Source organism: Pseudomonas sp. DW-iso3 (genome assembly GCF_058725305.1).
Genome location: NZ_JBZXDZ010000004.1, coordinates 208,769 through 221,512, shown reverse-complemented (window position 1 = coordinate 221,512; position 12,744 = coordinate 208,769). Strand labels below are relative to the sequence as shown.

The following is a 12,744-nucleotide window of genomic DNA, read 5'->3' as shown; positions in this document are numbered from 1 at the left end:
CAGTTTCCGATGACGGTTATGGGAAAAAACCTCGGGAGGAACGCCTTGATTTTTAAAAAGATTCTCGGGTGTTTTGGTCACGGTTTCGAGCGGTTTGGGCGCAGGTGACAGCGAGGTTTCAGCAGGCGTGGCTGGAGCCCGCGCAGGGTGTGAAAATGTGACGCTACAAGGAACCCGAGGTCGGTCGGGTGAGCTAGGTGACCAGCTGGTTTATTTCAATGATCGGCAACAGCACCGCCATGACGATCACCAACACCACGGCGCCCATTACCACAATCATTAACGGCTCCAGCAACGCGGTCATGCCCATGGCCCGGCGCTCGATATCCCGCGACAGGGTCTGCGCCGCACGCTCCAGCATCGGCGGCAACGCGCCGGTCTTTTCACCGCTGGCGATCAGGTGGATCAACACCGGCGGGAACACCTTTTCCACCGCCAGCGCTGGGGCCAGGTTGACGCCTTCGCGCACCTTGGCGGTGGCGTCGTTGACACATTGGCTCAGGCGATCATTGGACAGGGTCTGCCGCGCCGCTTCCAGGGCGCGCAACAGCGGCACCCCGGCACCGCCGAGAATCGCCAGGGTCGAGGCGAACCGCGCAGTGTTCAGGCCCAGCACGAAACGCCCGATCAGCGGCAAGCGCAACACCCGGCTATGCCAACTCAAACGTGCCACCGGGTTGCGCAAATACAGGCGCCAGCTCCAGAAACCACCGACCATCCCGGCAAAACACAACCCACCCCAGGCGCGGACGAAATCGCTGGCATTGAGCATCGCCAGGGTCAACCCGGGCAAATCCTGGCGCGCCTGGGAGAACGCACTGACCACCTGCGGCACCACATAGCTCAACAGGAAAATCACAATGCCAATGGACACCAACCCCACCACGCCAGGATAGATAAACGCGGTGAGGATCTTGCCGCGCAGGTTGTTGCGTTCTTCGATGTAGTCGGCCAGGCGTTCCATCACCTGGGCCAGGTCGCCGGACTCCTCCCCCGCCGCAATCAGCGCGCGATAAATCGACGGAAAATCCCGTGGCCGCGCCGCCAACGCATCCGCCAGGCGCATGCCACCGCGCACATCGGCGCGTACCGCGCTCAAGGTCTGGGCGATATGTTTTTTCTCGGCCTGCTCCACCGTGGCACTCAACGCGGCTTCCAACGGCAGGCTCGCGCCCAACAGGCTTGCCAGTTGCCGCGTGGCCCAGGCCAGGTCGTTGTCCGACAGCTTGGCAGTGAACAGGCTGCTGCCGGCCGCGGCTTGCTGATTACCCTCGATCTGCACCAGCAACGCCGTCAAGCCTCGGCTACGCAAGTTGGCAAACGCCGCGCTCTGGCTGTCGGCCTCCACATGCCCGGCCTCGACGTTGCCGTTGGCATCGGCGGCCTCATAGCGATAGCGATTCATCAGGCGTCCCGTGTTACACGCAGGATTTCTTCCGGCGCGGTGGCGCCGCTGTGCACCCAGCGCTCGCCGTCTTCACGCATGCTGAACATCCCGGCGCGACGGGCGGCCAGGCGCAGGTCCTGCTCGTTGGCGCCCTGGTGGATCAGGCTGCGTACATCGTCGTCGACGCAGAACAACTCATGGATCCCGGTACGGCCGCTATAGCCGATCTGGTTGCACTGTGCGCAGCCCACAGGGCGCCAAGTACCGGGAGCGGACGGGTCTTCCTGCTTGCAGTGCGGGCACAGGCGCCGCACCAGGCGCTGGGCCAACACGCCGAGCAACGATGACGCCAACAGGAACGGTTCGACACCCATATCAATCAGCCGGTTGACCGCCGACACCGCATCGTTGGTGTGCAAGGTCGCCAGCACCAAGTGACCTGTGAGTGATGCCTGCACAGCGATTTGTGCGGTCTCCAGGTCACGGATTTCGCCGATCATGATGATGTCCGGGTCCTGGCGCAGGATCGCCCGCAGGGCCAGGCCGAAGGTCATGTCGATCTTGGCGTTGACCTGGATCTGGCTGATGCCCGGCAGGTCGTACTCCACCGGGTCTTCCACGGTAAGGATATTGCTGGTGCTCGCGTCCAGCCGCGCCAGGGCGGCATACAGGCTGGTGGTCTTGCCGCTGCCGGTGGGGCCGGTGACCAGCACGATGCCGTGGGGTTGGCGGATCAGCGTATCCAGGCGTGCCAGCAATTGCGGCGCCATGCCCAGGGTCTCCAATTGCAGGCGCCCAGCTTGTTTGTCCAGCAGGCGCATGACGACTCTTTCGCCATGGCCGGTGGGCACCGTGGACACCCGAATGTCGATGGGCCGCCCGGCCACGCGCAGGGCAATACGACCGTCTTGGGGCAGGCGTTTTTCGGCAATATCGAGCTGGGCCATGATCTTGATCCGTGACACGAGCGCGCCATGCAACGCCTTGCGTGGCGACACCACGTCACGCAGGGTGCCGTCGACGCGGTAGCGCACTACGGAGTGGGTTTCGTAGGGTTCGATGTGGATGTCGCTGGCCTCGTCCCGGGCGGCCTGGGTGAGCAAGGCGTTGATCATGCGGATGACTGGCGCGCCGTCCTGGGTGTCGAGCAGGTCGGTGATCTCAGGCATATCTTGCATCAGGCGGTCGAGGTCTACCTCGTTTTCAGCCGCGCCGACGACGGCGGCGGCGCTACCAGTGTCGGCGTAGGCACTGGTGAGCAGGCCGTCGAGTTCGTCATCGCGTACTTGTTCGAGGTGGGTTTGGCCGAATTGGCGGTGGACTTCGCTGATCGACCAGCCGGGGGTTGAGGGGCAAACCGTCAGTAGCATGCCTTGGTCGCCGGGGCGCAGGAGGATGCGTTGGGATTTGGCCCAGGCGTACGGCAATAGGCTCATTGGGTTTGCCCTTTGGAGGGGTGTACATATCCGTTGCTGCGGTAACAGCGGCTTAGGGTTCCGGCTTCACGGCGGGTCACTGTGGAAAAGCCCCACAGTAAGCAAAGGGCTCCTGCCCCAACACTCGGCACCTCGCCTAGACTCGATGTGCCCGTAACCCCTGCCGAATTCCGGCCAGCGTGTTTGACGGTGCGCCTAAAATCAAAAGCAGTTTTTTGTGTACCGCAGATTGCTTTTCTGTGGGAGCTGGCTTGCCGGCGATGCAGGCACCTCGGTCCATCAGAGACACCGCGTTGATGCCATCGCAGGCAAGCCAGCTCCCACCTCGCAGCAACGCATATGTACCCGGCGCTCACTGCGGCACCGCCCTTATCACCGCCCGAGGCCCCTGCTGCCCAGGAATCGCCTTCTCCACCGAAGGCAACTGCGGCGCCTGCACATCCGGCATCGCCCAACTATGCTCCGGCTGCAACGCACCCTGCGCCCGGCGCATAAACTCATACCGGTTCAACGTAATACTGCGCCCCGCCCCACTGTCCCGAATAATGTAAGGCCGCAAAAACACCATCAGGTTGGTCTTGCTCACACTGCGCTTCTCATTACGAAACAACGCTCCCAACCCCGGAATATCCGATAACCACGGCACCGCGTCGTTACTCTGGCTATACCCATCCTGCAGCAACCCGCCAAGCACCATGATCTGCCCGTCATCCAACAAAATACTGGTATCGATAGCGCGCTTATTGGTCACCGTCCCCGCCGTTACCGAAGCCCGCTCATCCACGGTGCTGACCTCCTGGTAAATATCCAGCTTCACCGTACCGCCCTCGGAAATCTGCGGCCGCACATTCAACTTGAGCCCCACCTCTTCACGTTGCACGGTCTGGAACGGGTTGTTGCTCGTGCCCCCGCCGCCGGTCACATAACTGCCGGTGACGAATGGAATCGTCTGCCCTACAAAAATGCTCGCCGCTTCGTTATCCAGGGTCAGCAGGTTGGGCGTGGACAGCACGTTGGTACCGCCCTTGCTCTTCAACGCGCGGGCCAACACCTTGAGGTCGAGCACCTTGCCGATGCCGGGAATATCCACGGTGCCATCGACCAGGCCCACGTTCAGGCCCTTGGGCAGTACGTCGATGCTGGTCTTGCTGGTAGGTGTGCTGTTCACACCGCTGCCCCCCAGGTTGACGCCGCCAAACCCTCCCTTGCCACCGAGGTTGCCGGCCTGCCATTGCACGCCGAACTCGGTGGCATCGTCTTCGCCGACCTCCACGATCAAGCTTTCGATCACCACCTGGGCGCGGCGCTGATCGAGCATGTCGATCACTTCGCGCAGGTTGCGGTACAACGGGTCCGGCGCGGAGATCAGCAGGGTGTTGGTGGTGGCGTCGGCCTGGATTGTCACGCCACCGGCACTGAACGAAGTGTCCTGATCCTGGGAGGTACCACTGGTGCCCGTCGTCGAACCGGTGGACTGGCCATAACCCGACTGCACGCCACTGCCGGTGGGCGTGCCGCTGCTGTTTTGCGCATTGCTCGTACCTTCGGTGTTTTTGCCATTGCCGCCCATGGCACTGAGCTTGCCACGGGCATCGTCGCTGACGCCGGAATCGCTTTCACCGGTCAGCAACCCACGCAGCGACTGGGCCAACTTGCCCGCCTGGGCGTTGCGCAGGTACACCACGTGCATGTTGCTCGGATTGCTCTGGGCGTTGTCGAGTTTGTAGATCAGGTTGCGCGCGAGCTCGGTGCGCTCCGGGCTGCCGGAGCGGATGATGATCGAATTGGAACGTGGGTCGCCGATCACGTTGATCTTCTGGGTCTGGTCGGCGCCCTGGGTCTCCAACAGCTCGGAGACCATGGCGGCGATGTCCACGGCGATGCCGTTCTGCACCCTCACCACATCGGTGTCGATGGCGCTGGGGGTGTCGATGCCGTTGATGATCTGCGCGACACGTGCGAGGTTTTCCGCGTAATCGGTGATGACAATGCTGTTATTGCCGGGGTAGGCATTGATCGGGTTGTTCGGCGACACGATGGGACGCAGCACCGGGATCAGGTTGACTGCGTTTTCATATTGCAGGCGGAAGGTACGCGTCTGCATGCCGCTGCTGCCGGCCGTGTAGATCGGCCCGCCGAGCAGCTTGGCATCGGCCTCAGGCACCACCTGGGCGACGCCCCCCACATCGACCACGCTGAAGCCCTGCATGCGCAGCGCCGCCAGCAGCATGTCATAGGCCTGATGCGCCGGTACCTGGCCTTCGCTGACCAGGGTGAGATTACCCTTCACGCGAGGGTCCACCAAAAATTGCTGGCCGGTGGCACGGGACAGTGCGCGCACCACCGCCTGGATATCCGCGTCGACAAAGTTGAGCTGTACGGGCTGGTCACCCAGCGGGTTGCGTGCCTTGACCACCGCTGGGGCGTGGCCACGTGCGCTGTTGGTGACTCGGTGTTGTACGGGAGGTTTAGGTGCAGGTTCACTCTGGCGATCCAGCACGGTCTCGCCACTACGACGCGTGTCGGCCAGGGGTTGGCCGAGTTCACTGTCCACCAGCAAGGGTGCAGTTGACGGATTGCTGCACGCACTCAACGCCAGTACCAGCAGGGGTGCAACCATACGGAAAGGCGGGACTGACCACTTCATGAAGCTTCCTTAGCGCCAAGCGCCTGATCCATGCGAACGGTCCCGGACACAGTGCCGGCCGAGTTATCGACGGTATCGACGGCACGCTGCAAACGCGCCTCGGACACCTCCAGGGAAAACGAACGGGCATTGCCCAGCAGCCAACCCAGCACCGCCTCGGCCGGGGCGTTGTCGAAGGTCAGGCGCCAACCGCCGGGTTCCAGCGCCTGCAACTGGTAATGGCCGTGCAAGCCGGCGTTGTCCAGGGCTTGACGCAGCGCGGTTTCGTCGCCCTGCCTCGGCGCGGCGACGTCCTGCAACAACACCTGCAAGGCTTCGGCTTGAGCACGTAATTTGGGGATTTCGGCCTGCCAGTAATCGATCTTCTTCAACGCCGGCTGCACCAGCACCAGCCAGGTCAGCAGGCTCGCCAGGACCAGGCCGGCGCCGCCGAGCAGGCGTTTTTCGCGCAGGGCCAGGCCGCTCCAGAACACTTGGGCCTGGCCGCGCAGTCGCTTCACGTTACTCATCGCCGGCACCTACGGGTTGCTCCGCAGCCTGCGCCGGGCCAAGGGTCCAGGCATGGCCATCGCGGCTGGCAGTGAAGCCGGCCTGGGCCAGTGCGGCCTGCCATTCACCCTCGGCCGTCGGGTTACGACTGTCGGCGAGCAATTCCACGTGCAAACGGCCCTGTTCAAAGCTCAGGTTGTCGACACTGCCCACCATGAACGGCAGGTTGCTGCCAGCCAGTTGCAACAGGGTGGTGAAGCGTTGGCCTGGATCGGCGGCAGCGCCGGTCTGGCGGGTGGCCACCTGTTGTCGGGCTTGTTGCAAAGGGTTGAGCACCACCGGCAATTGTGGAAATGCCTGGCGCACCTGCTGGCTCATCAAGGCCTTGAGTCGCTGGCCTTCCTCCACCTGACGTGCGGCGTACAGGTTGAGGCCGAGGGTCCAAAGGGCGGTGGCGAACGCAACACAGGCGAGCGCCCTGCCCCATCCAACGGTCGAGGGTTGCCGCAGACGCCCGTGCAAGCCCCAATGGGGAACACCCCCACTCCAACGCTGCCCCGCGTCTAACAGTTGCACATCCAGCGCCTGCAAGCCGAGCGGATGCACCGCGCCTTGTTGCAGGCTGTCGCGCGTCAACAGATAGCCGTCATCCAGCGCCGCGGCGCCCACCGGCAAGGCGAAGGGTGCCGGGTACAGGCCGCGCAGCTTGAGTGGCAGCTGCGCGAGCCGCTCCAACCCGACCTTGGGCACCCAGGCGACCTGCACACGCCCATCGCTTTCGCGCGGGCCGTGAGCCACCTGCATCTGTTCCACTGGTCCCAAGATCAACGCCTGCGCAGCGCAGGCCACGGCGGCTGCGGTTTTCGCGGCGGGCAGCGGCGGCAACTCCAGGCTGGTGAGCAGGCTGTCGCGAGGGTGTAGAAAACACTCTACTGCCTGACGGTTCCTACCCACCTGCGCCAAGCTTTCATAACCCTCTTCAATCACCACACCACGGTCCAGCCAGGCAAATTTGACCTGGCTCTCAGCGGTCAATTGATCAAGCGGCGGCAAGCCAATGCGCAAGCGTTTCATACGCCCACCCGCGACCAGATCACCCGAGGCTCGCGGTCTTCGGGGCGATGCAACAACGCATCAACCGTCACCCGCCGCTGCTCACGGCGAGCCTGGCCCTGCAGGCGAAACCACTCACTGGTAATGCCCACCTGCACCGCGTCCACCGCCACCTGCGGCAAGCGCAGGCGATTGACGAAATCCCCCCGGTTGATAAACCAATGCCCGCTGTCACGCTCGGCCACCAGCCCATGGGCCTGGGACAGGCTGAGCTGCGGCACCACCGCACTGAGCACTTCGGCGCTGGCGGTGTTGCCGTTGACCCAGGTAGGACCGGGCAATACGCTGATATAGGCCTGCATGCGCTGCAACAGGTTGGGGTCGAGGCCTTCGATCCCGCTCAAGTCATCCAGGCTGCGCAGCATCGGGTATTTGGCGGGCGGTTCATAGGAGGCGATCACCCGCTGGCTGATACGCCGGCTCACCGCCGGATCGACACCTATCAGTCGGCACAGTCGCTCAAAACTCTGCAATTGCTCGCTGTCCACCTGCTGGCGATTGACCAGATTGCGCAGGTTGAACTTGCCCTGCTCGTCCACAATCCGCCCCTCAAATGCGCCACCCTGGGCACGCGCCCAGGGTTGATCGAGGCGGGTCAGCACGTCCTTCTGGCGCGCGTCCCAGAGCATCTGGCGGCTGCGTTCAAGGCCACCCTGCAACAGCCACTGGCCCTGGATGCGCAACTGCTCGGCTTCCAGGCTGCGGGTGAACACGGTCTGGCGCGTGAGCATGGCACCGGCCAGCACCGCCACCACCGCGGCGATCAGCAAGGCGCTGATTATCGCCATGCCGCGCTGCTTCGCCGCTGGGGGCGAATACCGTTTCATGGCCGGCCTTACAACTGCCAGGAGCCGATATCGGCATTTACGCCATCGCCATCCGGCTGGCCGTCGGCGCCCAGCGAGAACACATCCACTTCGCCGTTGGCGCCTGGGTTAAGGTAATGATAGGGCTTGCCCCAAGGGTCGTTGGGCAAGCGCTCCAAGTAAGCGCGCCAGTTGCTGTTTTTCGCATCCGCCGGGCGCTCCACCAAGACTTTCAACCCCTGGTTCATGCTCGGATACGTGCCGTGGTCAAGGCGATAGAGCTTCAACGCCTGCATCAACCCACCGATATCCTGTTTCGCTGCGGTGGCCCGTGCCTGGTCCGGCCGATCAAGCACCTTGGGCACCACCATTGCCGCGAGGATTCCGAGGATGACCACCACCACCATGATCTCGATCAAGGTAAAGCCACGCTGCCCGCGAGGGCCTGGCAATGGGGACGTTAGGCGCGCGATATCCATCTCGACATTCCTTGGCTTGAGTGCAATTCGTGGCGCAGTGTTGCAAGAACACATGTCAGTCGTATTGAAAATCCTCGGGAGTTTCGGTCGCCAATCGGTCAACTGCCGGCGCTAGTCTGCGGGCCTGTTTCCCGGCTTTGAGAGCGCCATGTACGGCCGTCGCAAGGAGCAAGGTTTTACCCTGATTGAAGTGCTGGTGGCGCTGGCGATCATCGCCGTGGCCATGGCCGCTGCCGTGCGCGTGGCGGGGCTGATGACCCAGAGCAACGGATTGTTGCGCGACAAATCCATCGCGTTGCTGGCGGCGCAGAGTCGCCTGGCGGAACTGCGCCTGGAGGGGCACCTGCGCAGCGGCAAGCGGACCTTCGAGTGCGACCAGGGCCGCTTGAAACTGCGTTGTGAGCAGAGCATCAACGCCGATGGCCGCCTGTTTCAAGTCAACCTGCAGGTGCTCGACGCCCGCCGCGAAGCGCCGCCCCTGGCCCGCCTGGACACCCAGGTCATGGCCGAGTGAGGCGCGGCAACGCGGGCCCCTCCGGCAACGTGTCGAGGTTGACGTGCAGCTTCTCGCCACCGCGCTCGATCTCCACACCGTCGCCTCTGATGGCCGTCAGCCGTACGCCTGGGCTGAGGCGTTCACCCAGCAGAAAGCTGCGCGGCGGGCCGTCATTCAGGCTGAGGATCGCCACCGCACCCCGGGCACCAGCCAGCACGCCAGTGACTTTGACCTGCAGCGCCGTCGGCGTATTGGAAAACCATTGCAACGCCGGGTTATCGCTGCGTGCCGCCAATGCCTGGGGGGTCGCTTGGGGCGTGTGGGATTCGGCGCTGGTGAGGAGCAGCGGCGTCCAGACCGCCACACCCGCCAAGGCGGCCAACACACCCAGCGCCTGCACGCCGTGGGCCAGGGTGAAACGATGGGCGAATGTCATCGGAGGGACCTCCTGTTTGTCCGTGGCACCAGCCTACAGGTCAATTCGCACGCTTTTATTTCACAGACTCGCCAGTTCTCCAGGAAGCCCGTGATGAAACAGCAAGGTTTTACCCTGATCGAGCTGATGGTGGTGCTGGTGATTATCGGCATCGCCAGCGCCGCCATCAGCCTCACGATCAAACCTGACCCACTGCACCTGCTGCGCAAGGACGCCGAGCGCCTGAGCCAACTGCTGCAAGTGGCCCAGGCCGAAGCCCACGCCGATGGTCGCCCCATCACCTGGCGCGCCGACGCCAAGGGCTTTCGCTTCAACCGTCGCAGTGATGATGGGGTGCATGTGGAATCCTTTCAGGGCGACAGTCAACTGCGCCCGCGCCTCTGGGAAAGCAAGCCGATGCAGATCAACATCGAACCACGCCAGACCCTGGTACTGAATGCCGAATGGATCAGCCCGCCGCTGCGGGTAGTGCTCTCTGATGGGCAACACAGTCTCAGCCTGCACCGCGACGCCGCCGGTTTGATGCGCGTGGAGCGCCTGCCATGAATCAGTCCCAGCAGGGCTTCACGCTGATAGAAGTGATGGTGGCGATCATGCTCATGGCATTGGTCAGCTTGATCGCCTGGCGCGGCCTGGACAGCGTTACCCGCGCCGATCAGCACTTGCAGGCCAGTACGGAACAGACCGAGGTGCTGCTGAGGGCATTGAACCAGATGCAGCGGGACATCAGTTTACGGGCCAGTGTCGAACTCACCCTCCCCAGCGCGCCGGAAGACGGGGCGGCTAAAACCGAGGGGCTGGCGGCAGTCACGGTGCGCAGTTCCGACAGTAAGGGTTTTCGACTGGACGTGATCCGCAGCGCCCCGGTCGCAGGCGATGGGCTGCAACGGGTGCGGTGGTGGCTCAAGGGCGATTCGCTGTATCGGGCAGCGGCCCCAGCGCGGGACCGCTTTCCTCTGCCGGCGGCAAAGGATGGGGTGGTGGTGTTAACCGGCGTCAGTGATTTGCAGGTGCGGGTTTGGGAAGCCGATAAGGGGTGGCGACAGTTGAGCGGTAACCGTCGCGAGGATCCACTGGGATTGGAGATCAGCCTGGTGCGACAGACGCCACAGGGGGTGGAACGGTATCGACAGGTGGTGGGGCCGTTGAACTAACTCAACAACACCACCCCACCCGGCAATTCCGTACACTTGGCGCCATACGCATCGCGAATCAACAACGCTACCCCGGCCAGCTGTTGCAGGCTGAACCGCGCCTGCACGCGGCGCTGGCCCAGCTCGTTGTTCAGCAACACGAGCATCCCCGGCCGGTAGCGATTGATCTCATCCACCACCGTCGCCAGCGTGGCGTTGTTGAACACCAGCACCTGCTCACGCCAGGCCACCACTGCCTGGGTATCCACCGTGATCACTTCACTGACCCCGGCGCTGCCATAGGTCAGTTGTCGACCACTGCCCAGGCTCACACTGTTGCCGGCAACGTCCACCGACAGCGAACCCTCGATACAGGTGACACAGACCGTGTGATCGGTATGACGCACATTGAACCGCGCCTGCGCCGCACTCACCCAGCCTTCGCCGGCCTGGACCTTGAGCGGTTGTGCAACGTGGGTAACCACCTCGACTTCACCTTCGAGCAATTCAATGCCCTGCCCCACCCGACTGATGCGGGTCTGGGTATTGAGTTCCAGGCTGATCCCTTCGCTCAACACCACTTGGCGTTGCTCGCCGACTTCGGTGCGGTAGTCCGCCGTAAGCCCGGCAAAGCCACCGGGTACGCCGACGCGCACCATCACCACGGCCGCCGATGCGGCGATCGCACCGCCCAGGAAGGCGCGACGACCAAAGCTGCGCGGTGGCGAGACGTGCTCCAGAGCCGGGGCCAATTGCTGCCACAGCGCCTTGGCCTGCTCGAATGCCTGGGCATGTTCCGGGCTCTGCGCGCACCAGGCTTTGAGCGCCTTGGCATCAGCCACGGTGGCACGCCCCGAGGTCAACAGGACCAGCCACTCGCGGGCTTCATCGTGCAGGGGGCTGGCGGCGGATGGCCGGGCGGTGGAGAGGTTAAAAATATTCAAGCGCGCACGTACTCACGGATTTATCAGGGACTCGACACTAAGACGGTTTTCCGGCACCGGGACCGAACCGCTGAATCACTTTTCTTTCCAGGCGCTTGGCACAGTGGCCCAGGGCGGCCTTGATTTCCTTCTCGACCATACGCGTGGAAATGCCAAAACGCTGGGAGATTTCCAGGTGCGGCGCCTCTTCCAGGCGGGCGGCGATGAGGATTTTGCGGCGGCGTGCCGGCAGTTCATACAGCGCCTTGACCAGGGATTGGATTTCTTTCTGGCCGCCCACCACGCGTGACGGGTCCTGGGCTTCGTCGGCGCTTTGCAGCAGTTCTTCGACCTCGCTGCCAGTGAGCAAACGCGCGTCGGCCTGGCGGCGGTCGGCGGCGATGTTCAAGGCCATGCGGTACAGGTACGCGTTGGGTTGCGCCAGGTTTGGCGGCACTTCCATACGATCGACCCGCAGGTAGGTCTCGTGCAATACGTCATTGGCCAGGTCCTCCGAGCCCAGGCGCTTGCGCAAACGCACCTTGAAGTCTTCGTAGGACGCCAGGAACAAGCTGACCATCGTACTGTGCCCGGTGTCTTTCATCCGCCCCAGGCTCCTTTTGCTGCTGTGCATTCCATGCGCGTTCCTGTTGTGTCAGGCATCAAAAGTAAAGTCACCGGTTGGCGCAGCGAGCTGGGTGCCGGGCGTTCGACCCGGGCCGCACTCAGGCTGCGCACCAGTGCTTCATCGCGTTGTTCATCGCCGGAGGAACTGACCAGCCGACTGTGTTCGATCACTCCGTCCGGGTTGACCCAGACCTGCACCAGCGCACGAAAACTGCCGGGCCGGGTCAGCGGCGAACGGCACAAGCTGGTCTCAATGGCTTGCTGTAACGCCGACGCGTAGCTGTTGTTGATCCGCGCGGCGCTGCGTGCCGCCGCACCACGTGAAGTGGTCGGCGGGCTGACTTGCGGTGCCTGCAAGGTAAACGCATCGCTGCGTGCATAACGTGCCATCAGGCCACTCCCTGTCAGCAACATCGCCAATGCCTCTTGCGCGGTAAAGCGCCCGCGCACCCCGATGGAACGCCGGCCCCGCGTCAACTCACGGTCCACCAGCACTGCCATCCCGGTGGCGCGGCTGTAGGCTTGCAGTGCGTGTTCCAGGTCTTGCGCCGGCAGATTCAACGACAGCAGCGGTGACTCTGCCTGCGCCGGACGACCGCCGGCCAGCAGCAACAGCAAGACCAGGGCGCACGCGACGCGCCTCCAGGCCCCCTGTTCACCCCCTGCTTTGCATCGCTGCACGGCCGACGCGCCCTAGAAAACCGTCATCCTGAGGCCAGTTTATGAATCTGATGTTACGGTGATAGCAAAAAAAACATCACGGTGATGAGAA

General features: G+C 63.4%; 14 protein-coding genes. 3 read left to right on the top strand and 11 right to left on the bottom strand.

Annotated features, from left to right (window positions below):
- Nucleotides 1-193: 193 nt before the first annotated feature.
- The 7 genes from gspF to gspG form a co-directional block, all read right to left on the bottom strand.
- Complete coding sequence (gspF, locus tag AC4PS7_RS13230; RefSeq protein ID WP_010211147.1) at nt 194-1,405, bottom strand: type II secretion system inner membrane protein GspF; 1,212 nt, start codon at nt 1,403-1,405, stop codon at nt 194-196.
- Nucleotides 1,405-2,823 (bottom strand): type II secretion system ATPase GspE, encoded by a 1,419-nt coding sequence (gene gspE / locus AC4PS7_RS13225; protein WP_010211148.1) that lies wholly within the window; start codon nt 2,821-2,823, stop codon nt 1,405-1,407. Before gspE ends, gspF begins: the two co-directional genes overlap by 1 nt.
- A gap of 352 nt (nt 2,824-3,175) precedes the next feature.
- Nucleotides 3,176-5,470 carry a type II secretion system secretin GspD gene (gene gspD / locus AC4PS7_RS13220; protein WP_031291465.1) on the bottom strand — a complete coding sequence of 765 codons (2,295 nt, stop codon included), beginning with the start codon at nt 5,468-5,470 and terminating at the stop codon, nt 3,176-3,178.
- A complete protein-coding gene (locus tag AC4PS7_RS13215; RefSeq protein ID WP_010211150.1) occupies nt 5,467-5,979 on the bottom strand; it encodes a type II secretion system protein M in 513 nt (170 codons plus the stop codon). The genes gspD and AC4PS7_RS13215 overlap by 4 nt, the downstream gene beginning before the upstream one ends.
- Complete coding sequence (gspL, locus tag AC4PS7_RS13210) at nt 5,972-7,033, bottom strand: type II secretion system protein GspL (RefSeq protein WP_183701794.1); 1,062 nt, start codon at nt 7,031-7,033, stop codon at nt 5,972-5,974. The genes AC4PS7_RS13215 and gspL overlap by 8 nt, the downstream gene beginning before the upstream one ends.
- Nucleotides 7,030-7,899, bottom strand: coding sequence for a type II secretion system minor pseudopilin GspK (gene gspK / locus AC4PS7_RS13205; protein ID WP_183701797.1), 870 nt, complete (start codon nt 7,897-7,899; stop codon nt 7,030-7,032). Before gspK ends, gspL begins: the two co-directional genes overlap by 4 nt.
- Before the next feature lie 8 nt (nt 7,900-7,907).
- Complete coding sequence (gspG, locus tag AC4PS7_RS13200; protein WP_010211155.1) at nt 7,908-8,357, bottom strand: type II secretion system major pseudopilin GspG; 450 nt, start codon at nt 8,355-8,357, stop codon at nt 7,908-7,910.
- A 148-nt stretch (nt 8,358-8,505) separates the two neighbouring features.
- On the opposite strand from gspG, the gene gspI reads away from it, so the two are divergent.
- Nucleotides 8,506-8,871: a type II secretion system minor pseudopilin GspI gene (gene gspI, locus AC4PS7_RS13195; RefSeq protein ID WP_069672682.1), complete on the top strand. Its 366-nt coding sequence runs from the start codon at nt 8,506-8,508 to the stop codon at nt 8,869-8,871.
- On the opposite strand, the gene AC4PS7_RS13190 is transcribed toward gspI, so the two are convergent.
- Complete coding sequence (locus AC4PS7_RS13190) at nt 8,858-9,289, bottom strand: type II secretion system protein N (RefSeq protein WP_010211157.1); 432 nt, start codon at nt 9,287-9,289, stop codon at nt 8,858-8,860. The two genes, gspI and AC4PS7_RS13190, sit on opposite strands and share 14 nt — an antisense overlap.
- A 93-nt stretch (nt 9,290-9,382) precedes the next feature.
- On the opposite strand from AC4PS7_RS13190, the gene gspH reads away from it, so the two are divergent.
- Nucleotides 9,383-9,835, top strand: coding sequence for a type II secretion system minor pseudopilin GspH (gspH, locus tag AC4PS7_RS13185; RefSeq protein ID WP_492179470.1), 453 nt, complete (start codon nt 9,383-9,385; stop codon nt 9,833-9,835).
- Nucleotides 9,832-10,443: a type II secretion system protein GspJ gene (locus AC4PS7_RS13180; protein ID WP_010211159.1), complete on the top strand. Its 612-nt coding sequence runs from the start codon at nt 9,832-9,834 to the stop codon at nt 10,441-10,443. Before gspH ends, AC4PS7_RS13180 begins: the two co-directional genes overlap by 4 nt.
- Here AC4PS7_RS13180 and AC4PS7_RS13175 read toward each other — a convergent pair.
- From AC4PS7_RS13175 to AC4PS7_RS13165, 3 genes are read right to left on the bottom strand one after another with little or no spacing between them, the layout of a single operon-like run.
- Entirely contained in the window at nt 10,440-11,366 is a 927-nt protein-coding gene (locus AC4PS7_RS13175) for a FecR family protein (RefSeq protein WP_010211160.1), read from the bottom strand. The genes AC4PS7_RS13180 and AC4PS7_RS13175 overlap by 4 nt on opposite strands.
- Nucleotides 11,367-11,403: 37 nt before the next feature.
- Nucleotides 11,404-11,949: an RNA polymerase sigma factor gene (locus tag AC4PS7_RS13170; protein WP_010211161.1), complete on the bottom strand. Its 546-nt coding sequence runs from the start codon at nt 11,947-11,949 to the stop codon at nt 11,404-11,406.
- Nucleotides 11,946-12,590 (bottom strand): TonB family protein, encoded by a 645-nt coding sequence (locus tag AC4PS7_RS13165; protein ID WP_010211162.1) that lies wholly within the window; start codon nt 12,588-12,590, stop codon nt 11,946-11,948. The genes AC4PS7_RS13170 and AC4PS7_RS13165 overlap by 4 nt, the downstream gene beginning before the upstream one ends.
- Nucleotides 12,591-12,744 lie beyond the last annotated feature (154 nt).